The sequence below is a fragment of the Variovorax sp. YR634 genome, assembly GCF_900106655.1.
Classification (GTDB): Bacteria; Pseudomonadota; Gammaproteobacteria; order Burkholderiales; family Burkholderiaceae_C; genus Variovorax.
The window spans coordinates 357,032-378,156 of record NZ_FNOL01000003.1; the positions used below are offsets into that span (position 1 = coordinate 357,032).

General features: G+C 63.4%; 31 protein-coding genes. 4 read left to right on the forward strand and 27 right to left on the reverse strand.

Going from position 1 to position 21,125, the window contains the following annotated elements; all coding sequences use genetic code 11:
* Positions 1–13: 13 nt before the first annotated feature.
* Positions 14–709 carry an SOS response-associated peptidase gene (locus tag BLV60_RS08320; RefSeq protein WP_093052784.1) on the reverse strand — a complete coding sequence of 232 codons (696 nt, stop codon included), beginning with the start codon at positions 707–709 and terminating at the stop codon, positions 14–16.
* 4 nt (positions 710–713) lie between these two features.
* Positions 714–923, reverse strand: coding sequence for a hypothetical protein (locus BLV60_RS08325; RefSeq protein WP_093052787.1), 210 nt, complete (start codon positions 921–923; stop codon positions 714–716).
* A 196-nt stretch (positions 924–1,119) separates the two neighbouring features.
* On the opposite strand from BLV60_RS08325, the gene BLV60_RS08330 reads away from it, so the two are divergent.
* From BLV60_RS08330 to BLV60_RS08340, 3 genes are all read left to right on the forward strand, one after another.
* Positions 1,120–1,416 carry a hypothetical protein gene (locus BLV60_RS08330; protein ID WP_143042554.1) on the forward strand — a complete coding sequence of 99 codons (297 nt, stop codon included), beginning with the start codon at positions 1,120–1,122 and terminating at the stop codon, positions 1,414–1,416.
* Positions 1,416–1,706 carry a hypothetical protein gene (locus BLV60_RS08335; protein ID WP_093052793.1) on the forward strand — a complete coding sequence of 97 codons (291 nt, stop codon included), beginning with the start codon at positions 1,416–1,418 and terminating at the stop codon, positions 1,704–1,706. Before BLV60_RS08330 ends, BLV60_RS08335 begins: the two co-directional genes overlap by 1 nt.
* Before the next feature lie 80 nt (positions 1,707–1,786).
* A complete protein-coding gene (locus BLV60_RS08340; RefSeq protein ID WP_093052796.1) occupies positions 1,787–3,796 on the forward strand; it encodes a hypothetical protein in 2,010 nt (669 codons plus the stop codon).
* Between the two features lie 53 nt (positions 3,797–3,849).
* Here the strand turns inward: BLV60_RS08340 and BLV60_RS08345 are convergent, their stop codons facing one another.
* The 15 genes from BLV60_RS08345 to BLV60_RS08405 all read right to left on the reverse strand — a co-directional run bounded on the left by BLV60_RS08345 (position 3,850) and on the right by BLV60_RS08405 (position 15,442).
* The gene (locus BLV60_RS08345; RefSeq protein ID WP_176928743.1) at positions 3,850–4,386 is read right to left on the reverse strand and encodes a DUF2514 family protein; all 537 of its coding nucleotides are present in this window, start codon (positions 4,384–4,386) and stop codon (positions 3,850–3,852) included.
* A complete protein-coding gene (locus BLV60_RS34320; RefSeq protein ID WP_176928744.1) occupies positions 4,383–4,556 on the reverse strand; it encodes a hypothetical protein in 174 nt (57 codons plus the stop codon). Before BLV60_RS34320 ends, BLV60_RS08345 begins: the two co-directional genes overlap by 4 nt.
* Positions 4,553–5,194 carry a hypothetical protein gene (locus tag BLV60_RS08350; protein WP_093052801.1) on the reverse strand — a complete coding sequence of 214 codons (642 nt, stop codon included), beginning with the start codon at positions 5,192–5,194 and terminating at the stop codon, positions 4,553–4,555. The genes BLV60_RS34320 and BLV60_RS08350 overlap by 4 nt, the downstream gene beginning before the upstream one ends.
* Positions 5,191–5,553, reverse strand: coding sequence for a hypothetical protein (locus BLV60_RS08355; protein ID WP_093052804.1), 363 nt, complete (start codon positions 5,551–5,553; stop codon positions 5,191–5,193). Before BLV60_RS08355 ends, BLV60_RS08350 begins: the two co-directional genes overlap by 4 nt.
* A 184-nt stretch (positions 5,554–5,737) precedes the next feature.
* Complete coding sequence (locus BLV60_RS08360) at positions 5,738–6,199, reverse strand: hypothetical protein (protein ID WP_093052807.1); 462 nt, start codon at positions 6,197–6,199, stop codon at positions 5,738–5,740.
* Complete coding sequence (locus BLV60_RS08365; RefSeq protein WP_093052810.1) at positions 6,192–6,539, reverse strand: hypothetical protein; 348 nt, start codon at positions 6,537–6,539, stop codon at positions 6,192–6,194. The genes BLV60_RS08360 and BLV60_RS08365 overlap by 8 nt, the downstream gene beginning before the upstream one ends.
* 98 nt (positions 6,540–6,637) lie before the next feature.
* Complete coding sequence (locus tag BLV60_RS33990; RefSeq protein ID WP_143042555.1) at positions 6,638–7,084, reverse strand: hypothetical protein; 447 nt, start codon at positions 7,082–7,084, stop codon at positions 6,638–6,640.
* 3 nt (positions 7,085–7,087) lie between these two features.
* Positions 7,088–8,398, reverse strand: a complete 1,311-nt coding sequence (locus BLV60_RS33995) for a glycine-rich domain-containing protein (protein ID WP_143042556.1) — start codon at positions 8,396–8,398, stop codon at positions 7,088–7,090.
* 67 nt (positions 8,399–8,465) lie between these two features.
* Positions 8,466–9,128 (reverse strand): hypothetical protein, encoded by a 663-nt coding sequence (locus tag BLV60_RS08375; protein WP_176928745.1) that lies wholly within the window; start codon positions 9,126–9,128, stop codon positions 8,466–8,468.
* Positions 9,128–10,246, reverse strand: a complete 1,119-nt coding sequence (locus BLV60_RS08380) for a baseplate J/gp47 family protein (RefSeq protein WP_093052815.1) — start codon at positions 10,244–10,246, stop codon at positions 9,128–9,130. Before BLV60_RS08380 ends, BLV60_RS08375 begins: the two co-directional genes overlap by 1 nt.
* Before the next feature lie 10 nt (positions 10,247–10,256).
* Entirely contained in the window at positions 10,257–10,622 is a 366-nt protein-coding gene (locus BLV60_RS08385) for a phage tail protein (RefSeq protein ID WP_093052818.1), read from the reverse strand.
* Entirely contained in the window at positions 10,619–11,392 is a 774-nt protein-coding gene (locus BLV60_RS08390; RefSeq protein WP_143042557.1) for a phage baseplate assembly protein V, read from the reverse strand. The genes BLV60_RS08385 and BLV60_RS08390 overlap by 4 nt, the downstream gene beginning before the upstream one ends.
* Positions 11,389–12,516 (reverse strand): phage late control D family protein, encoded by a 1,128-nt coding sequence (locus BLV60_RS08395; RefSeq protein ID WP_093052824.1) that lies wholly within the window; start codon positions 12,514–12,516, stop codon positions 11,389–11,391. Before BLV60_RS08395 ends, BLV60_RS08390 begins: the two co-directional genes overlap by 4 nt.
* The gene (locus BLV60_RS08400) at positions 12,513–13,472 is read right to left on the reverse strand and encodes a hypothetical protein (protein WP_093052827.1); all 960 of its coding nucleotides are present in this window, start codon (positions 13,470–13,472) and stop codon (positions 12,513–12,515) included. The genes BLV60_RS08395 and BLV60_RS08400 overlap by 4 nt, the downstream gene beginning before the upstream one ends.
* A 2-nt stretch (positions 13,473–13,474) precedes the next feature.
* Complete coding sequence (locus BLV60_RS08405) at positions 13,475–15,442, reverse strand: phage tail tape measure protein (protein ID WP_176928746.1); 1,968 nt, start codon at positions 15,440–15,442, stop codon at positions 13,475–13,477.
* Positions 15,443–15,481: 39 nt separating this feature from the next.
* Between BLV60_RS08405 and BLV60_RS08420 the strand changes: the two genes are divergently transcribed.
* A complete protein-coding gene (locus BLV60_RS08420) occupies positions 15,482–15,703 on the forward strand; it encodes a hypothetical protein (protein ID WP_143042558.1) in 222 nt (73 codons plus the stop codon).
* Here the strand turns inward: BLV60_RS08420 and BLV60_RS08425 are convergent.
* From BLV60_RS08425 to BLV60_RS08465, 10 genes are all read right to left on the reverse strand, one after another.
* Entirely contained in the window at positions 15,672–16,154 is a 483-nt protein-coding gene (locus BLV60_RS08425; RefSeq protein WP_093052842.1) for a hypothetical protein, read from the reverse strand. The genes BLV60_RS08420 and BLV60_RS08425 overlap by 32 nt on opposite strands.
* Position 16,155: 1 nt before the next feature.
* Positions 16,156–16,296, reverse strand: coding sequence for a hypothetical protein (locus tag BLV60_RS34325; RefSeq protein ID WP_176928727.1), 141 nt, complete (start codon positions 16,294–16,296; stop codon positions 16,156–16,158).
* 32 nt (positions 16,297–16,328) lie between these two features.
* On the reverse strand, positions 16,329–16,721 hold the full coding sequence (locus tag BLV60_RS08430; protein WP_093052845.1) for a hypothetical protein: 393 nt from the start codon (positions 16,719–16,721) through the stop codon (positions 16,329–16,331).
* Positions 16,721–17,152 (reverse strand): hypothetical protein, encoded by a 432-nt coding sequence (locus BLV60_RS08435; RefSeq protein WP_256328899.1) that lies wholly within the window; start codon positions 17,150–17,152, stop codon positions 16,721–16,723. Before BLV60_RS08435 ends, BLV60_RS08430 begins: the two co-directional genes overlap by 1 nt.
* 18 nt (positions 17,153–17,170) lie before the next feature.
* A complete protein-coding gene (locus tag BLV60_RS08440) occupies positions 17,171–18,694 on the reverse strand; it encodes a phage tail protein (RefSeq protein ID WP_093052850.1) in 1,524 nt (507 codons plus the stop codon).
* Positions 18,695–18,755: 61 nt separating this feature from the next.
* Positions 18,756–18,983 (reverse strand): hypothetical protein, encoded by a 228-nt coding sequence (locus tag BLV60_RS08445; protein WP_093052853.1) that lies wholly within the window; start codon positions 18,981–18,983, stop codon positions 18,756–18,758.
* A 9-nt stretch (positions 18,984–18,992) separates the two neighbouring features.
* Entirely contained in the window at positions 18,993–19,829 is an 837-nt protein-coding gene (locus BLV60_RS08450) for a hypothetical protein (RefSeq protein ID WP_143042559.1), read from the reverse strand.
* Positions 19,822–20,025: a hypothetical protein gene (locus BLV60_RS08455; RefSeq protein ID WP_093052859.1), complete on the reverse strand. Its 204-nt coding sequence runs from the start codon at positions 20,023–20,025 to the stop codon at positions 19,822–19,824. Before BLV60_RS08455 ends, BLV60_RS08450 begins: the two co-directional genes overlap by 8 nt.
* Complete coding sequence (locus tag BLV60_RS08460) at positions 20,022–20,690, reverse strand: hypothetical protein (RefSeq protein WP_093052862.1); 669 nt, start codon at positions 20,688–20,690, stop codon at positions 20,022–20,024. Before BLV60_RS08460 ends, BLV60_RS08455 begins: the two co-directional genes overlap by 4 nt.
* Positions 20,691–21,125, reverse strand: a complete 435-nt coding sequence (locus tag BLV60_RS08465; protein ID WP_093052865.1) for an Ntn hydrolase family protein — start codon at positions 21,123–21,125, stop codon at positions 20,691–20,693. It abuts the gene before it with no gap.

The window sequence follows — 21,125 nt, forward strand, 5'->3', positions numbered from 1 at the left end:
GATTGCGCGTTTGTCAGGCCTCCACAGGTCCCGCGTCGAACAGATCGACTGGCGGCACCTTCAGCATCGCCCTCGCCTCTTCGACCGTGCAGGTCAACCAGCGGTCGAATTCGTGCACCTCGAGCGGGATCACCGTTCGCTTGTCCTGCTGATCGGCCGGCAGCTTCGGATCCGGCTTGTGCATGCGGCTCATCAGCGGGTGGCCGTCGGCGTTCATGGTCAGCATCGTGTAGTGGTGCCAGACCTCGCCAGTCTTCAGGTCGGTCCAGGTGTCCCACAGGCCGGCCAGGCCCCACGGCGCACCGTCCGCGCGGCGGAAGCGCCACCAGACGTTTTTGCCGCTCTCCCAGTTCGGTTCGTCGTAGCTGGCCGCCGGGATGATGCAGCGCTTGCCGCGGGTCCAGGCGCCCTTGTACGTCGGCGACTTCTCCATGCCCTCGGTGCGCGCGTTGACAGTGCTCAGGCGCTTTCCCTTTTCCTCGCCCTTCTTCGGCTTCGATTCCGGGATGTGGCTTGTCGACCATGGCGGGATCATTCCCCACTGCCCGACGACGAGTTCGCGCGCGTAGTCGGCAACATCCGCACGTCGGAGGAATGGCCCCTTGTACAGCGGATGCATCTCCTTGACCCAGCGCTCGGGCGTGCGAGCACCGATATGCCAGGCTCGCTCGATCTCGTAGTCGTCGGGGCTGATGTAGCGGGTGCACATGCGGTCATCCTCTCAAGCCGTCACGCCAATTGACCATCCGCCGCAGCTCGGCAAAGCCGGCCTCCAGCGCCTCCATGTAGGTGCCGAACGCCTCCGGGCTGCCCTTGAACTCGTCGTACTGGCGTGCGTCATCCTTCGACTCGATCAGCACCCAGTAGAAGTGGCCAGGCTCCTGCTCGTCGACGGTCAAGGCGATTTGGCGGAGGTGGTCCATGGAAACATTCTGCACGCTGGGATCTGTTGACGGCCGAAAAGCCGAGGAAGATACTGTATCTCCATACAGTCTTTTGGAGATCACCATGAACGAAGAGCACCGCCGCCTGATGGCCCGCTCTGACTGGACAATCCGCTTCGACCGAGAGTGGAGACGCCTCTCGGAAAGGTCTTTTGACCCCGAGGACGGCGACTCCATGGCCCTCACCCTCCACCCGCTCTTTGGGCATCGCCCTGCCGAAGAAGCTGCACGCGACTACTGGCAGGCCTGCCAATCGCCGAACCAGTGGGAGAACCACCCGAAGCGCCAGATCGAAGACCTCGCCAGGCAGCATGGGCTGGTGCCTGAGGGCGCCGTCGTGCCCGAGGCTCTGCAGAGCTTCGCCGCAGGGGTGGGCGAGCTCTGCGCTTTCGTGGGCGACCGCTACCGCGACCCCCACATCGGCAGCGCCGGCGACGCAATCCGGGCCCGGTATGGACTGGTGCCGTTCTGATGAAAGACGTCGAGTACTTCACCTTCATCGTGCCACCTGACATCTGGCGCAAGAAGGCAAGCCCCTACCCACACAAGATGTCGATGGAAGACGCGGAGAGGCGCTTCCCAGGTGCTACGCCAATCCTGAGCAGCCGGGAGGTTCGCAGGCTGCCGGCAACAGAGGCCGAGATCCGTGCAGAGGTGATGAAGTGCCCTCAGGGCTACAGCGGCATCAACAAGACTGAAACGGAGATTGGCCGTCGGATTCAAGAGTACGAGAAGTTCACGAAGGGGCCAAGTGGCCGCTGACGGTATCAAGGTTGCGCTGCGCAGTTGTACGATCCTGGGCACTCGCCGCCAGATCATGGGCGAAGCGGCATCAAAGAAAAATGAACCCAGCCCCTCAGCCTTCCGCCCCTGACCTCGTTCAGATCCTCACGACCCTGCTGGTAGCTATGGCGATCATTGCTGCCGCCGCATGGGGAATCGCCCTGGTTTTGGGTGCGCTCGATCTAGACCCCCCAAAACTGCCGACCTGGGCGTTGCTGCGACATCGCGGAGAGATGCAGGTCAGCCCAGAGCCCATCGAGCGAGCAGTGTTCGTGATCCTCGCGGCCCTGACACCGCCAGCGCTTCTCGCCTGGGCCTGGTTGTTGAGACAGAAGATGCCGACGGCGCGGATGATTCCGGCCTTATCCTTCCTAACAGCCGCCTTGTTCTGCGGCACGTTCGTCTCGACGGAGATCGTCGACCTGATGTTTTTTCCGTCGTCGTGGTCGAAAGCACATCGAGTCGAGCTCGTCAGCGTGGCGGCCCTGCTGGCGGTCACCGTGCTCGCGCTGAGCATGCGCTCTTCTGCCGCGACGCCACCGACCCGCAGGGGCGCCTGGGTCGCTGTAGCCTTCGCGGCTCTCTCGGCGCTCGTGCTGCAGGTGCTACCGTTCCGCGTCTTCTCGATCGCGGCCGTGACTCGTGTGGCCAATTGGGGCGTCAGCTTCGATACCGTCATGTACGCGCTCAGTCAGGTGGTCGCTGGCAAGACTCTGCTGGCCGACCTGCCCTCGCAGTACGGCTTCTTCCCCGAGCTGGTCGCCCCGGTCTTCAAGGTGATTGGCCTATCGGTGACCACCTTCACCGCGTTCTTCGCCGTGTTGCAAATCGCGGCCTTGTGCGCGATCGCCCTCGTGCTCCGTCGCCACGTCCGAAGCCACTGGATAGCCATCGCAACATTCCTCACCGCGCTTATCCCGACCAGCCTCTTCTTCCTGCTGAACGGCGACAGCGCCGAGCCCTACTTTCAGTATTTCCCCATCCGCTTCTTCTGGCCGGCCATCGCCCTACTGCTCTTCTCTCGATACGTCGCGCGCCCCAACCACCTGGCGCTTGCCGTGATGGGCACTGTGGCAGGCATCGCGCTGGTGTGGAACATTGACACGGGGATCCCCATCATCGCGGCGATAGGGGCGACGATGATCGCCCGCGCCATAGTGGCGCCGCGTGCCGGGCGCCTGGGCATCGCGCCGGCCTTCACTTTCGGCATCATCGCTCTCGTGATCGCCGTCGGCTTCCTCGCTCTCTTGAAGGTGAAGGCCAGCGGCCCGCTGCACATCGATGCGGCGCTGGAGTATCAGCGCGTCTTCTACGGCGCAGGGTTCGGTATGCTGCCGATGCCGCTGTCGGCACACCCGTGGCAGGCTGTGCTTGGCGTCTACCTCGCGGGCCTGATCACGGCCCTTGCAGGCTTCGCAAAGTCGCCGGGCAACAAAACCTTCGACGTGATCTTCTGCGCGTCCATCTTGGGCACCGGCCTCTTCACCTACTACCAAGGGCGCTCCCACGACTATTGCCTACTCATGGTGTCCTGGCCCGCGCTGCTGGTGGCCGCCATCCTTGCCGACCAGGTGCTTCAAGCCGTCGCCAAGGATCGATTCCCGCGCTCAGCGCTGCTGCTGGCTCTGCCGTTCACCTTCTTCGTGTCCCTGGGCACGGTTGCGATAGCCGCGGCGGCCCCTCCCTTGCTCAGTGCCGATTTCCAGACTCTCGCCAATTGGAAAACCCCAAGAGATCCAGTCGTTGCCGACGAACTTGCGTTCATGCGCGACACGAGGAACGGCCGTCGCTGCCTGATTCTTGCCCAACGACACGCCATCTACTACGCCGAGCTGGGCTATTCATCGCCGCTGGCTGGGCCTGGTCTCATCGAAACCATCGTGCAGCCCGATTTGGACCGGTTGATCGCAGGCGCGACGCCCGATCAAGTCCAGTGCGTCTTTCTCGGCGTGACCCCAGGTTCCGAGACCTACATCGACGTGCGAGACGAAGAGCTGCTGAAAATGTTCCCAACGCATGCCAAGAGCCGAGCGGGCACGATGTTCTTGCTCGAACCCGCGCACCAATGAAAAAAGCCCCCAGCCCGAAGGCTGGGGGTGATAGTCAACGCGGAGTTGGCAGCTTATTGGCTGGGAGGCTGTAGTGCGTCGGAGATGCGCTCGCAGCTGGCGCCGCGGATGGCGAGATCGTCAGCGTAGTTGCCGATTGCTCCCGCAGCTTCGTCAGTCCTGCCATACAACTGGGCAAGCAGATCGAGGGGATCGGCACCTGGCTGACCCTTGCCTCTGGCGGTAGCCGCGGGATCTTGGCTGGCTCGGCGGACTGCTGCGATGTAGGCGGCGAGCTGGTCGCGCAGCTTGCCAGCAGCAGCGCTAGCGATAACGGCATCAGCACGCGCTTGAACGAGTTTCGAGTTTGCATCTTGGGCCTCTTTGTCGGCTACTGCCTGTTTGCGTTGTTCCTCGGTGCGCTGGGCGCGGTCGGCGAGGATTCTGTTTTCGGCGGCGATGGTCTTCCACTCGGAGAATTCGAGCTTCGCCCGGGCGACGTTCGCTTTGGCGTTGCTGACCTGCACGCGCTGGCCCAGCAAGCCGGCCAGCAGCAGAGCGATGATCAACGGCTGCACCCACCAGGGGATCAGCTTTCCAAAGAAGCTCATACGGTTCTCCGACCGGCGCACAGCCGGCATTGCATGCGGGTGGCGGTACCAAGGAACACGCGGTTGCAGCCCCCGCAGACGTTCCAACGCGTCGGTTTGTCGAAGTCGTCGGGCCAGTCCCTCGGCTGCGCGGCGGCGCGCCGCTCGTCGACATCGAGGTCGGAGTTCATGCGAGTGCCGCGCGGGCCTTGGCGGCAAGCGCTTCCACGTCGGCCAGGCCGAAGTACCCGCCGTTCACGACCTTGCGCACGGCACGCGTGTCGCCCAGTTTCGAGTCCGGCACCTTGCCCTCCCACCACTTGATGCAGAACTCGAGCGCGAAATGCGGCTGCTCGGCCAGCTCGGGTAGACCTACGAGATCCTGACCGACCAGGTCGCCCAGCCACAGGTAGTTGTCCTTGCCCGTGATGCCGATCGGCGTGCGGCCCGGGTACTTCGCTCCATCGCCACTACCCTCTGGCCCGTTGCCCATCCGGCCGCCGTAGCAGGCTTCGAAGAAGCGCGCCTCGTTGCGTGCGAGTTCGTCAGCGCGCGGCACCAGCGAGCGCCAGCGCGTGCCGGGCTTGCTGGCATTGCCGAGCTCGCGGATCCGGTCGGCGCTGTAGCTGCCGCTCTCCTTCATTTTCTCGAGCATGTCGCTCTCGTGCAGCACCGTCGGCAGGAAGTCGGCCAGATCGTTGTCGCCGGCGCTGAAGGTGCTGGGCTTGATCGTATCGGCGAACACAGGGGCCCAGCGGATGGCCACGGGCGCGCGGACGCCGCATTCCTGCAGGATGCGCAGCCAGTCGGAGACGGTGCGCGCGGTCATGGCGTGCCCTTCCCGACGTTGATGTCGATCTGGTCAGTGTCCACACCGCTCGTGACTGCGCCCGTCTTGACGGCCTGCTTAAGTGCAATTTCCTGCATCTTCTTCTGACGCCATGCGCGCAACGGCGGCGCCACAAAGGCTAGGTAGAGGCCCAGGATGAGCGCCTTGGTATCGCCGTCGAGCTTCGGTAGCACCATCCCGCCGAGGATGTCCCAGTGGTCGAACACGAACTGGACGATCTCGGGCGAAAACACGGCCGCACTCGTCAGCCACCCCACGATGAGGGACGAGCTGCGATACCAGCCGGCGGCGATCTGTTCGTCATACCAGGCCCAGAACTTGACTTTGAAGGTGTTCATAGATGCTCTCCAGGTGATGCCCCAGCGCACTGCGCATAGAGGCGGATGACGACGGCGTAGTGATTGGCCCATTGCTCGGGAGTAGCCCGCGCAGGAACCTCTGGAAGCGGCGGGCACATGCGCTGTGCTTCAGGCGCAGCTGCGCACCCCGCGAGCCACATCGCGAGGAAGATGAGAGCGGTCTTCATCTGGCCGGCCGCTCTTTCAGCTTCTCGTTCGCCTTGCGAATCTCTCGGTTGACGACCTCTGGCTGCACAGCGACGGGAGGCGGCAGCGCGGGGATTGCCTTGGCCACCTTGGCAGCCTGCACGATCACCGCCTTCGCCACCTTGTCAGCTTTTTCGGCCGCGGCATCGACCTTGTCGGCCACCTCTGTGACGGCCGTTGTGGTGTCTTGCAGCTTTCCGGCCGTGACCGCCTGGGTACTGGCAGTTCCATCGAGGCGCTTGGTGATCTGGTCCATCTTTCCAGCGAGGTCGACGAACATGCCGCGATTCACTTCGCGTTCCTGCTGCAGGGTCTCGCGGTAGTAGGCTGAAGTGAGGGTGGTGCCAATCAGCGCGCCGGCGAGCACAAGAAGAGCCAGCGCGAACGTGGCTTTAATGTGGCCGCCGTAGCTACGGAGCTTCTGGAGCGTTTCATGCATGGTTGCCCCCTTCGAGCAAACGAACTTCGGCCGTAAGCGCTTCGATTTTTTCGTTGGCCACTTGGAGTTGGAAGGTGAGCAGATCGACACTGTTTTTCAGGCTCCAAAGCTCGGAAGACATCGCCTCGACGCGCTTGTCGGCTGCATCTGCGCGCGCTACTGCACGGTCCCGCTCTTCCATGATTTGCTTCATGAGCTGATCGCTGGCACGTGCAGTCGCCAAAGCCGAACTCAGGGAAGAACTGAGCAACGGCCAGAGGAGTTTGTAAGCAACGCCGAAGATGAATAATCCAGCGCCGCCGGTGGCCCATGAGCCGAGATTGTCGAAATCCATCTTCATGGTCCGAATAACTTGAGTTCGAGGGAGGTGTCGTGGCGCATATGCCTCCAGGCAAAAGAAAACCCGCCGAAGCGGGTTGAGTTGGGAGTGGCAACGCCTCAGAGCTTTGCCGCGGCTGTGAACAGCGCATCGAGCGCTTCCCCGTCGAGTTCGAGCGCCGGGCCGAGAAGCGCCACGATCGCCGAGTTGCGCTCCACCGTCGACGAGTAGTCCCACTCGATCTGTGCGGCTTCCCTTTTGGGGCTCTGCAGCGCGGCGATCGCAGCGTCCACGGCCGTTAACTTGCCTGCTGCCAGCAGCGCCAGACGCGCTTGGCGCATCGTGACTTGAGAAGGCACTGCGGGCGCGGGCGCGGGTGGCGCCGGAGGTGCTGGAGGCGGTGCGAAAGCTTCGCCATCGAAGCTGTAGCCAATGCTAGCCACATCACCTGCTTCGAGAAGGCGAGCCGTCACCCCTTCAGGCGGCTGCCAAGCCTCTGAGTCGCCATCCCAAACAATCACATTCGTGACAAGGTTGTTTTCGATCAATGCGTAACTGTTGGTCATTTTTTACCACTCGATCATGAGAAAGCCAGCCTTGCCAGCACCGCCTGCGGCGCCGGCACTCGTCGCAGTGCCGGAATAAGACCCTCCGCCGCCGCCACCACCAGATCCAAATCCTGTTGCAGCAACGCCCGTCAGGTTTGAATTAGCAGCACCGCGCCGCGATGAGCCGGCATTCCCAAAAATGCTGTTCGCACCGAAGCCGCTAGAGCCTGTGACATTGACTTGCGCATCGGAAGCGTCTGCCCCTACGGCGCCTGCGAACGTTGCACCTGTACCGGCTGTTCCACCTGCGCCGCCTGCGCCCCCTGCATAGGCTGAGCCAGTAGTGCCCCCCGCGCCGAGAACACCGCCGCCGCCACCGTTGAGGACCACCAGAGAACCGAAGGAAGTTGTGCCGCCCGCGCCACCATTGCCACTGATGGCTCCGGCAGCTCCTGCTCCGCCGATGGTCACGGTAATGGAGGCTCCTGGTGTTACGGAAATCGCTTCGCGAACTGCAGCTGCGCCGGCTCCGCCACCACCACCTCCCGCGACGATATTGCCTGTGGCACTGACCGGCAAGGTGCCGCCGCCACCTCCGCCGCCGCCGACACCAGTGACGTAGACCGTGGTGACGTACCACGGCACAACAAAGCTCCCACTCGAAGTGAAACGTGCCATCGGTTTCACGAAGGGCGCTGGAATGAATGGGGCGAGACTGTACGCGCTGATATTCGCGTTGACCACGGTGCTAGCGCCGTTAGCGACGGTGACGACATAAAGGCCAACGTAGCCGGCATCCGGCGCTGGCGTGGTCTGCGTGCCCGTCGTTGCAGCGGTGCCTGCCTTCGCCGAAATCGCCACAGCCCCTGCGCGCGTTGTTGGCTGTGCCGTGCCGCTGTTTGCAGGTCCTGAGTACGCAACAGACGGGTTGCTCGCGTTGTAGTAGGGGAGCACTGTGCTGCCGCCGTCGGTGTCCTGATAGCTGGCCTGGATCAGGTAGTTCACCGAGAAGCCCGCGGTGCCCGGCGCGGCAACTGCGATGGTGCGCGCGTCAAGCGAAATACCCTGCTTCAGGATGTTGTGCGTCAGATCTTGCGGCAGCGAACTGTAAGCAGTGCCTTCGAGGTTCTGCAGGCTGTAGATGTCCCCTGGGGCAACCAGCACAGCCATCGATGGAACAACCGTCTGAGTGGTGGCGAAACCGCTCACGCACGACGCGGTGCCGAGAATCGCCGCAGCTAGCCGCGATAGACCGATCATCGTGAACTGGTTCGTTTTCAGCAGGTCCGTTTCGAGTGGCACCTGCCCGGGATAGTTGATATTGCGATCCATGGAATCTCCAATGAAAAAAGCCCGCGGCACTCAGTGCTCACGGGCTCGGGGAAAGAAACGAATGTCTTCAGGACTTGATCGTGGTCCAGATCACGGTGCCTACGGGCTTCACGCTGTCAATTGCGGCCAAGATGTCGGCGTCGGTGACCTGACCGATGACCATGGCCAGGCTGCCATACATACTCACTGGTGGCGTGCGGTAGGCGCCTTGTGGATTGCCGTAGCCCGCGATGTTCGGAATGCCTGCGCTCGCTGGCCGGAACGCGATCAAGAACATCTGCGAGGGCAACAACTGCGAGCCGTAATATCCGGCCACAGCGTAGCCGCTGGTGGGGATACCGTAGGCACCAGTGTCGCCTGGCTGCTGAGGCTCCACAAGGATCGGTGCGCGCCCAGTAAGGTCCGTGAGCACCTGAATCAGCGCCCTCCGCGTTGCCCGCTCACGGAACAAGTTCGCGATGATGATGGCCCGAAAACTAGCGTCGCTCTGATTTGGCTTGCGTGCGATGCGCGTGCCAAAGAAGTCACCAGCGATGAGGTCAAGCCATCCATCGGTTGCAGTCTTGATGCGTGTCTGCATCTGCGCATAGAGGTATAGCGAGTAGATGAACACCCAGGCCTGCGCGAGGCCCGACAGAAGCGCATCGAGGATGGGCGACGAGTCCGCGAACCAGCGCGGGAGTGTCGACTTGATCCGTGCGCGGAAATCGGTGAGATCTCCTGTTGCCATCAGAGCACCGTCACAGTCGTAGGCTTCACCACCTGCTTAGCGGTGGCGGCAATGTCAGCGGTTCCGCCGTTGATCGTTAGGCCTGTGATGTTGGTGACACCGGGCGAAGCGTCGTAGGCCACTTGCAACAGGCGGGACCATGCCAGCGGCTGGCCGAGGCCCAGGGCATTGACGTAGTTCGTCACTGCGTTCTTCACCAGCAACTTGGTGGCCACGGCGTCATAGCCGACGGCGATGGTCGCCGTCATCGATACCGCAGCATTCACAACCACCGGAGCAAAGACTCCAAATCGCGAGGTCACTGGCCGCACTCGGTCAACGGCGTTGGCTACGGTATTCAGCAGCGTGCTGCCCGGAGTGCCTGTACCGTCATCGACCACAACATAGAAGTAGCCGTAGTCAGTGACGCCTGGGTAGGTCAGGTTTTCGGTCAGCGTGTACGTCAGGCCCGTCTGCAGACTGGTGATGGCATAGCCGATTGCTTCCTTCGTCGCTTTCGACAGGCTGGCCACGTAGGCGACAAATCGCAGGCGGAACGCTACGTCCGTCTCTGCGTCGGATCCATTCGTGAACGCGGCGAGATTCGTGACCGTGTCGATCCCGGAAATCGCGGTGGACAGCGTGTTGATCGCGCCGATCACGACGTTGTTTCCAGCGCCGGCCATCACCGCCTGCACCTTGACTGCGAGGCTTGAGACGCCTGCGCCCACCGTGTAGAAGCCGGCCGAATAGGCAGGGTTCGTGGTGTCCGCTATCACGGCGAAGACCTGCGAACCATCACCCGTCTGCACGCGCGCACCGACAGCAATCTGGGCTGCATTGGTGGCAGTGAAGCGAGAGAAGGTTACGTTCCCCGTGGCGGCCACGGCCGGCAGTCGCGTCAGGCCGAAATCAGCCATCCACGAGTCGAGATCCGTGCCTGTCGACGTAGAGGCGCGCGTGACCGCGAGCAGTGCGACCAGCAGGCCCTGCAGCCACAGGACCACCGCAGCATTGGCCTCAGCCACCGACCGGATGATGGAGCCGATGGTGGTATCGATGAGGCGCGCCGAGGCCGCCTGGATGGCGGTCACCTGGTCGCTGACGATGGTGGCGAAGGTCTTGGTATTGAGTGCCATGTTGTCTCGTTCAGCGGTTCACGTCGAAGGCGAGGCTTGCGAGCTTTCCCGTCGAGCCGTCGTAGTACTGGATGCGCACCGAGAGGCCGTTTGCGATGCCCTGCACAGTGATGACTGGCGCCGGTGTGCGCGCGACCGCCGCCTCCAGGAAGATCTGCGAGCGAATCAGGCCAGTGAGGGCCGGAATGTCGAGCAGCGTGCCGATCTTCTTGCCGAGGCCGGCGCCGTAGTTCGGATGCCAGATGTAGTCCCCCGGGTTGGTCAGCAGCCGGCGCAGGAGCCGCTGGCTGGTCTGGTCCAATCCCTCCACCTGCTGCACGTCGCCGGTGGGCGAAACACTCAGGTCGTCGCCGATGAAGTGGTAGAGGTCGGTCATGGTGTTGCGGGCCCTGAGGTGTTGGGACCGTTCGTGACATTCGTGTGCTTGTGGCCCTTGAGCGAGTAGCTGTCTGCCACGAAGTCCCAGTTGGTGCCGTTGAAGCTTCCGTTGAGGCCTTGGACGTTGCCGGTGATCTGGGCCGCATAGCCGCCGACATTTCCGAAGGTCGTGGTCACGCCAAAGCCGCCAGTACCGGTGATCTGGTACTTCACGCTCAGCGTCCCGTTAATGCTGACCGGCCCGTTGTGGTTCCACTGCGGCGCCGTGGTAGTTAGCGTGCCTCCAACGGTCAGATCGGCGGTGCCGGCCACATTCACCGTGGCCTTGCCGTCCACAGTGACCGATAGGTCGTTGCCCACCGTCGCAATCAGGTCATGATCAGTGTTGAGCTCGACGTCCCCGCTGTTCTTGAACTTCAGGAAGCTGCCGGACTTGTGCCGGATCCACATCTCGCCTGACGGCACCAGCATTGGCCGCTCGATGTCGTTGAACATCGAACCGATCACGATGGCGGCATCCCCACCACCTTCCTGCGCTTGTAACACCACAGCATCGCCAATTTCCGGGCCGACCTGCAACCCCCAGCCGTTGCCAACGTAGGGGCTCAGGATCGGAATCCAGCCGGTTGGGACGTTCGCTGGCTGCAACAGCACCTTCACGCTGTACGTGGCCGGATCGTAGGAATCGACGATGCCGCAACGCGTATCCTGCTTGGCGTCGCCGGCGCGCTGAGCCGCGACCGACATTGCCTGTTCGAACTCTCTCATGCCTGCACCGTGCTTTCTGGGCTGGAGTTCTTCGCGCGGAAGAGCGTCCGATACCCGGTGTCGAATCCGACGCTGTGCACCACAGAGGCCGGGAAGTAGAGCTGATCAAAGGCGGTTTCGGTGCCCTCCACCTTGAGGACGGTCGCCTGGTTGAGAGATGTATCGCCGGGCACGTCAGCGCCCAAGTTCACCTCGTGCTCGCTGATGTCCTTCAGCAGCTGGTTGGCCTTCTTCTGCGCCTCGTCAGGCGTCATGTTGGGGAAGAAGAAGCTGTACTGCTGTGGAGGAAGCCCCGAGCGCCCCACCTTGCTGGTCGTGGAGTTCTTGATGCGCTTGCGCTCCGCAGTAACCGTGAAACCCTTCTTCTGCTTCTGGTTGAAGCTGCGTACGCTCACCTTGATGCTGCGAGCGACAGTGAGATTGCGCGAGAAAGTCAAGCGCATGCCGTTGAAGACCGGTGAGGCTTGATCCGCCGTGGGCGGCTGCCAGCGCAGGACGTACGGCTCTGCTTTCGCAGGATCCGGCTTCGGCTCGAAATGCAGTTCGCGGCCCTTCACGTAGACCACAAAGCCGCTGACCTGCGCGAGATAGGTGAGCACGTCCCACTCTGGCCGGTCATCCTGCGTCGCCGCATGGTCGATCTGGTAGAAGGTCCCGACCGTCTCAGTGGTCGCTGTAACCACCGCCTTCAGGCCGTGCGCCGCCGCCAGCTTCTCGGCCACCTGCGAGGCCGTCAGGTTCTGGTACTTCTCCACCGTCTTGGTATCGATGAAGCGCGAGGTCAGGTCGCGGCCGGCCATCACGATTTCGTCAGCGATGGGGTCGAACTCGATGTCGTCAACGTTGCCGATCAGCAGGGACTGCAGGTCCTCGCGAGCGAACGCCTCAGGCGTCGCTGGATAGCCGACCAGCAGCTCGATCTCGACCTCCCTCTGGTCTGCCCACCATGCCCAGTTCCGGTTCGCCGGCTGCTCGCTAAGGCAGAGCGTCAGGCGGAAGGTATCGGCCTGATAGAACGTGTTGTTGTCGACCTCGAAGCCAACCACGCCCTGCAGGCGCTCGCCATTGGCGAACACCGCGCCGCGCGGCCGCGTTCCGACCGACACCGGCTCGGGGTTGTTCACTGCGTTGGCACTCCGCCTGAATCGATGGGGTTCGCTGGAATCTGCAAAGTCTTCACACCTGTGATGACCGCATCCGTCAGGCCAGAGGCCTGGGCAATCGAAATCCAGCGTGTTGCGTCGCCGTACTCGCGCGCGGCCACGTCGAAGAGCGTGCCGCCGGCCACCTGCAGGGCCCGCGTGGAAGCCTGCTGCTGCGCCATGCTGACGTTGCGCGACATGCGGGTGGCCAAGCTGCTCAAGTTCTGCAGCGTTGGGTATTGCGCTGTCGCGCTCACCTGCGCGGCCATCGTGCTGATGGTCTGCGCCAGCGGCACACCTGGAAGCACGCCGCCGGGCGACGTCACTGCGCTGATCGTATTCGTCACCGAGGCCGTGAGAGTGGTGACGCGCGAGCTGACCGCGCTGATCGCCCCCTGCACCGATTGGACCGTCGCATTCGTCGCTGCAGCGAAGCTGCTGACACCGCGCACGGCTGTATCGAGCGTGTCGAGCGCGCTGGAAAGTGGCCCGTCGCCGATCAGGTCGCCGAGGCCCAGCATAGTGTCGCAGTCGGCACCGATCGCGGTGTCGAAGCCTGACGGCGCGATGGTCTGCACTGGCTGGCTGTCATCGGAAACGACCTCCAGCGAGATGCTGTAGCCGACCTTGTAGTAGCGCTCGACGACGAACTTGAACTTGCTGATCACCACCGTGTAGGTGCTGTCGAAGAACGTCAGCGGCAGCGCAGCACCTTGTACGCGGAGGAAATCCAAGTACTTGGCGCGCTCCAGGGCATTGCCGCCGAGAAACAGGCCGCTCCATTGCAGCGGCTCGTGGTCAGCTCCCATCGCTTGCACCGTACGGGCGCCGCCAGGGAACTTGTGCACGGCCAGCCGCTGGTCGCCGCCGAGAGCGATGCTTTCGGGGATTTCGAGATTGGAGAACTCGAAGTCGCCCAGTCGCAGGACAGTGTCCATGTTCAACCTCCTCTAGACACGTCGAATGCGCGCAGCGACATGCGCCCGTCAGCGGTGCGAGGCCCCGTGCTTGGTCGGCTCAGTTCCTTGGCTTGGTAGGTCGAAACCGCCTTGCCAATGGCCTTGCCGTCGAGGTTGATGGTCGAGTCGACCTGCACCATTTGCGGAACGGACCCACGAATATGTGGACTGCCGAAGGCCGCCCCGCCGCCGTTGGTGCCGAAGCCGATGGTGGAGCCGTCAGGGTTGACCCCGGGCGGCGCCACGACCTTGCCGCCGCCCTTGGTCGCATCCATCACCGCGCCAATTGCATTGCCGATCGGATTCAGCGGCGAGTGGCTGTAGAGCCACCCGATGCCTTCAACCAACTTGCCTACGGCCTTCTCGTTGTCGTTGATGAACGATGACACGCCGCGCATGAAGGTGCCGGCATTGCTCAGAATGTTCGAGAACGCGGGAAGCATCAGGACGCCGAACTCCGTCTTGAAGTTGGTCCAGGCGGCGACGAACTCGGACTCCTTGCCGCCCAGCCCCTTCTTCCACGCGTCGACGGTCTGCTCGGCGCCCATTGCGTTCTTCGTCAATCTGAAGTCGCGCATCGCCTGCATCTGCTGCGTCGTGAAGTTCGCAGCCATGTTCGAGCCGGTGCGGTTCGACACCAGCTTGTTCATGAACGAGATGATTTCCGAGTCGGTCTTCGCACCCGCGGCCTTGGCTGCCTCGGTGCCGTAGGTCATCAGCCACTGCGCGGGGTTTTCGCGCAGCATCTTCTCGTCCTTGATGCCGGTGATCTGCACGGTGTTGTACGGCTTACCCCCAACAGTGCCGTGCGATACCGACCCAAGCTTCACGAGCCCTGCTTCTTGCAGCGCGGCCATCGTCTTCTTCGTGGTCCGTCCGGCAACGAGGTTCTGATAGAACGACATCAGCGCCGTACCCGTGGCTGCCCCGCCCTGCTCCTGCGCCAGCGTGCCCAGCATCATGATGCCGTCGTCGCTGAGGCCTTTGAACGCGGCACCGCCGCGCTTGGCCATCTGCTCCAACTGTTGGAAGTTCAGCGAGCCGCCAGAGCCAGTCACCATGCGTTGCGCCAGGTTGAGGCCTCGCATGAAGTCCTCAGGCGAGTCCGTCAGGCCTCGCATGTCGTTGAAGCGCATCAGCGAGCGTGCCGTACCCTCGTCGATCTTTCCGATCTTGCCGCTGAACAGAGTTGAGTTCGCAGCATTCAGTTGCGCGATGATCGGCGACAGCTTCAGGGCATTGGGCATGCTGCCGAACATGCCGACCGATTCCCGCACGGTTTCCAGCATGTCCTTGCTGGATACGCCGAAGGTGTGCGAACCGCGCGCAAAGGAACTCGCCTGCTTGTTTACTTCCTCGCCGAGGTTCAGCGTCTTGAAGCGGATGAATGCGGTTTCGTAGTCCTTCGAGGCCTCGTACAGCGAATGGGCCATGTAGACCGTGGCCGCGCCGGCCGCCAGCGGCACGACGGCGCCACCGACGCCGAAGCCGAACGAGCCGACACCAACACCGCCGGGGCCCATGTGAACGTTGCCGCCGTGCAGGCCAGGGTTTCCCCAACCGCCGCCATGCCGACCACCGCCAGCACCACCACCTCCGCCGCCTCCTCCACTTCCTCCAATGCCGACACCAGGGCCGCGGCTTCCCCCGCCAGCCGCTGGATGTCCCACGAGCGGCGGCATGGTCGCAGCGTTGGCACGCAACGCGGCCAGATGCTGATTCAGGCCGGCGGCGCCGTGCGAGGCCCGCTCCATGGCGATGGCAGATGCGTTGATCGACGACGCTAGGCCGCGCAGGCCAGCGGATTCCCCCGCAGCGGCCCGAAGCGTAGACTTCAGGGTCACCGAGAGCGCTTCCAACTTTTCCATGTCGCGCGCCAGCAGGGCGAGCTGTGGCGACACCAGGTTGTTCAGCCGGAGCGTGATCCCGACGGAATAGGCTTCAAACATCGTTTCGCCCTAACTTGAGAGGTTCCCATGCGGTTGGGCATGAAGATTCGAGTGCACGAGTGGCTAGCCGACCGGCTCAGCTGGGTGCAGTACCCCGACGTGCGCCGCGAGGTGTTGAAGAAGCGGCACCCGAAGCCCTCGCTGTGGTGGCGCTACAAAGCGCTCACCTGGCGCCAGGCCGGCTGGCTCTGGTTCTGGGTTTTCTGGTGCATCGTCGGCCTGATGGCGTCTATAGGTCCTGGAGCCCAATCCGGGGTTTGACCCAGCCTGCGCCGCTGACCCAAGCGATCAGGGTCGTGGCCGCCACGCGGCCGATAGCATCCGCTGATGCATATGCTGCCGGACCGACAACCGCACGCGCCGGCATCTTCGAGTTGCCCTGTTCCATGTAGAGGGCGATCAGCGAAGGGCTCCCCACCACCGCCACCGCGCCCTGCGTCTTGTGCCCGTACGAGTCGCGCAGGCCGCCAGTGCGCAGTAGCGGATCGTCTGGCGTGAAGCCCTTGCGGATCCGGTCGTCTACGGTGCTGGGCGCCAGATTGGCCCAGGCCCCGAAGGGCCCTGCAGCATCCTGGTAGCTGCCGATGCGTGCCTTGGCGTCCTTCTCGACGATCTGGGCAGCCTGCTCGGTGATGTGGTGCGTGACCGCCTCGCCAGCCAGCGCTAGACGCGCGAAGTGCGCGCCCAGCGCGCCGAAGCTCTGGAACTCCATCTCAACTCCTCTCGGGGAACGCCATGAGGTCCCAATCGAAGACTTCACCGCTCACCTGCTCGGAGAACACGATGCACATCGCTGTGCGCGTGACATCGTCCATCTGGAAGGCCACATCCAAATCGATGCCGTGCTTGATCAACCAGCACGCCTCTCGAAATGTCGTGGCCGTGGCTAGTTTTTTACCGCGGCCTTCGTGGCGGCCGGATCTGCGGGGCTACCGAAATGCATCGGCACACCCATCATGACCGCCTCAACACCAGCGTCGTCGAGCCGCTGGATCAGAGCGTCCAACTGGATGCGTGTGGTGATGCGTGAGATCTCTTCGCCATCGATGGCCGCGACAAACATCACTGGCAGCACCATGTTCACGAAGACCTGATTCGAGGCGGCCTCGTTGCCCAGCATCTCGATCATCTTGAACTGCGCCAGCACCCCGGGCTTGCGCAGTGTGATCTTGCGGCCGTCGCTCGCGTCGACGGTCACCGTGAAGTTTGCGTCGCGCGTGACTTGCTGCGAGGGTACCGCTTCGGCTGCTTCGTGCAGGGTTACCTTGAGGGATTCCATCAGGCCACCTTGATCCGGCGCGCGGCCATGAAGTTGAGCTTCTGCTTCACCAGCTGATTCGCCGTCTTCGAGCCGGCGTCTTTGAAGTCGAACATCACACCGGTATAGCGGTACTGACTGATGCCGCCATTCGGCTCCTGGATGGTCTCTGTGATGGTTCCAGACTGGATGTTCACGCCGGCGTAGAAGTCGGCTTCGATCTGCGCCCAGAAATCATCGAGCTGGCTGCCCATGCGATCGATCGACAGCACGCCGCTCCAGCCATCGGGGAAGACCCCGTATCGGGTGATCCCGTCCAGGCCCTTGCTGGCTGTGTTCGTGGTCGACGGCTGCGAAGAGAAGTCGGTGATGGCCTGCGCCGACACCGCAAGGAGCCCGCGCGAGGTCATCAGGTCGATCGATACGTCGCGGCCGACGGTTTGTCCATTCATTGGCATGTTGTGCTCCTGTTACGCCGCGGCGAGCGTTTGCTGGCGGGCCACCTGCACGGATTGGCCGCCCTCGAGGTTGATGAGGAACTTCTCCACCACCGCGAGGTAGCGGACCTTCACGTCGGCCTGCATGTAGCCCAGGGCGATGCGGCTCGGCGAGTTGTTGGTCAGGTCACAGATGACGCTGAACTCGTCGACCTGCACCTGGTCGCGCATGTTCTGCAGAAAGGTCGACAGCGTTGCGCCGGCCTGGCGGCGGATCGGGTCGTTGGACTGCACCGACTGCAGCTTGCCCACGAAGCGGCCCATGCCAGCGTTGAACGTGTACGCGAGGTAGTTGGTCATCCGGGTGTAGTTGTCGCCCTGGATCACCGGGTTGGTGCTGGTGTTGTGACCGAACCGCGCGCCGAAGTAGTTGCCGCCCGGCACCGGGTTTGTGATCACGTCGATGCCAGCCTGGCCCAGCACCTGCAGCTCCGCGCCGCTGTAGATCAAGTTGGCCTGCGTGCGCTGCGTGCCCACGATGCCGTACATCTGCTTGTTCAGCGACGACTGCTCAGGCGAGAGATTCGCAAGCAAGCCAGCCACGAAGCCCTGAGGCGAAACGAGGCGGACGATGCCGGCCACCGGGTCGTTCCAGAGGATCCAGTCGCCATGCAGCAACTTGATGGTGTAGCTGTCGATGCCTGCCGTGGCCTTCACCGTGGCCGCGTTGCTGATCGTATCGCCGGCCGGGCCCACGGCGATCATGTACACGCCCTCAGACAGACCGAAGCTGACCTGCGTGGTCCAGGTGGTCGACGTGTCGCAGTCCGCCAGCACCGCAATCGATGCGCCGGTGCCGCGCAGCGCGTACATGCCAGTGCGACTGCCGGTGTCCACACCGATCAGGTTCGTCGCGGTCACGCCCGCGCCGTCGGTGCCACCCACCAGGGTGTAGCTCGCGGTCGCCGGCGCGGTGACGCCGACACCAGCCGAAGCGATCACCAGGTCCGACTTCGGACGCAGCGCGTTCTGGCCGTTGTTGATCGCCGCAGCCATGTTGACCCACAGCGCGTTGCCGCTGCCGCCGATGTTGTCAAACACCTCGGGTGCGCGGCCGGGCATACCGATGGTGATGCGCGACGTGCTCGCCTGACTGCCAGGGCCCACCGATGCCACGATGCTGTTGCCCAACGTGCCGGTGTACTTGCCGGTCAGCGTCAGGCAGTTCGTGAGGATCGCGATGGTGGCGGCGACATCGGTGCCGTCGGAGACACGGATGCCGCGGAAGTTCGACGCGCCCTGCAGCACGGCGGTGGCCACGATGGTGCCCATGTCGTACTTGCGGTTCTGCACAGCGCCGAAGGCCAGGGCGTAGTCGCCCATGCTGCCGAGGATCACTGGCGAGTTCAGCGGACCCCATTGTGCGGTGCCGACGATGCCGAGCACGTTGGTGGGAACGCCGTTCAGCAGTGCGGTCTGCGGTGGGACGATCTGGATGTAGAGGTCGGGAACGATCAGCGCGGTGGTGTTGATCGACCCCTGTTGCACAACAGTCATGGAGGGCTCCTAGAAATGGAAAAGCCGCCCGGAGGCGGCTTGTGATGAGGTGCTGGGTGGATCAGCTGCGGGTGGTCTTCTTGCCTGCGCTGGTGTCCAGCGCGGGCGTCTCGGTCTGCACTGCGGCATCGGGCTGTTCGCTGACCGCTGGAGATTCCGGTTCGGGATCGTCGGGCGCCTTGACTACGCTGCCAGGATGGCTTTCGAGGTACGCCTGCACCTCCTCGGCCTTGGTGATGGAGTCGCCGACCTTGAAGTCAGCGAACGGTTGGGTGACGACAAGCTTCATGGTCGGGCCTTACTGGTTGATGGTCTTGAGCGGAACGGAAACGTCGAGCACCTTGGCGGAGAGGTTCGTCTGCACGATGCCCACCTGGTTGTCGGTGCGGGTCACGATCGTTCCGTAGTCGACCGAGACGTTGATGTCGCGCCGATAGATGCCCTGCATCTGCTCGGTGTCGATCTGCTGGCTGCCGGAGTACTCGCACGTGGCGACGGTGCCGTCTGGCAGGTTGAGTCGCGTGAGGTCCGCCAGCGGCGGCGTGATGACCCTTGCCAGCGGCTCCCGGTTGTCGAAGCAATCGGCCCAAATGCTCACGGTGAAGACGCGCTGCTCGCGCGCCACCTCCTTGGCGCTGGTGCCGTTGGCCACCACGCGCGCATCGATATGCCGCGCGCCGGGGATCATCACGACTGCGCCCGCGGCGCTGGCCGGCTGGCTTGCGTTCACCAGTGCGGCAAGCGCCGCAGCGATGCTGACCAGCGTGTCGCCAGCCTGAAGCCCGTAGGCGAAGTCCAAGCCATCCACGATCAGGCAGACGGCCTGCGGCAGCGTGACAGTACCGGCCAGCGTGACCGTGGTGCCTGCTGCCGTCGCGGTGATCGTCGGCGCAGGCGCGGCGATCTGCTGCCATTCCGGCATGTGCCGTGTGGTGATCTTCACGTTCGCGCTGGGAAACACGGTCACGTGCGCGATCTTCAGCGCCAGATCGGCCTTCAGCGCCTGCGGCTCTGGCCAGCCCTGGTAGATCTTGGCCTGGACACCACCAGCTGGCGGCTGGCTGGTGCCGTTCGGATAGACGGCCGCTGCGATGATGCCGACCAGCACGTCGGCGACTTCAGTCATGTCAGCCATGGTTGCTCGGTACCTCGTTCGCGGTTTCGACAAGGCCCAGACCCGTCCAGCCATAGCCCTTCTCGCGCAGGATGTGCTTGGCCTCGCAGTGCTCGGCGATGAAGCGGGCCACAAGGTTGAGGTTCTCGCCATTGCCATCTTGGGCTTCGGAAACCGCCTTGCGGATCCATTCCTCTTGGTCGGCGACCGTTCTCACGGGTGAACCTCTTTCGCATTGCAGCGCCAGCCGAGGTCGGTGAGTTCTGCAGCCTCCACGATGTACCGGCGCCCGAGGTCGTCCAACAGGACATCGCTCGCACGCAGGACCAGCGGCACCGACTTCGGCAGCAGGATCTGCCAGCCGGCATCCTTGGTGCTCATCGGCAGGGAGCCGCCCTTCTCCGTCCGGCCGCCGATCAGGATCGAGCAGGGCCAACCCTTCACCAGCGCGCCGCTCGGGTCCAGCGTGCCCAGTCCAGGCTCGCTGTCCGCGATGCAGACGCCGCCGTAGGGCTGCGCGCCGGTCGAAGCAGTTGGCGCAGCCTGGCGCAGCAGAGCGATCGAACGATTGCACTCCACGCACAGCACCGAGAGGTGCAACTGCTGCGCGGCGATGAAGAATGTGCCTTGCGGGCCCACCAGGTAGTCGCCCGCCTGTGTGGTAGTGGCATCGAATAGCCCGTACCACGTCGGCCGGCCGTACTTGTTGGCCTTGATGTACTTCCAGTCTTCGGCGTTGAAGCTGCACGGCAGCGTGCCGATGACGTTTGCCAGCGGGTCGGCGGCCGACTGCGGGCGCGAGACTGCATTCGGCAGCCCGAGGCGTGCGGCCGCCTTGCCGTAGCCGCGGTAGATCCGGTTCTGGAGGGTTGCAGCATCCATTCAGAGCTCCAGCGTGTCGACGCCATTGCCGCAGGTGCTGTCGAGCTCGCAGGCCAACATGACAGCCTGCCGAGCGTCTTTCCCTAGATGCATCGCGGCCATTGCGAAATCGCGCCCGCTGCCGATCGCCCAGGTGCTGTTCTCGATTCGGATCGGGTGCGGCGTGTTCTCGTATTGCAGTACCGCGCCGCCCGGAAGGATCACAAGCGCTGAGACGCATTCTTTCGCGTCACGTTGAATGGCTGGAATCTTTTCGGGGTCGGCGCCGGTTTCGAGCCAGTGCACCATCTCGGAAATCTGCGCCGTATTGCCGGCGCATCCGACCAGTCGCCCGTCAGAAAGGCGGTGAACCTTTGTCGTCGTGCCATGCAGGCCGCCGAAGTTGGTTCGCTTGTCGGCTGCCAGCGTCTTTCCATCCCATGCAACGACCGTCAT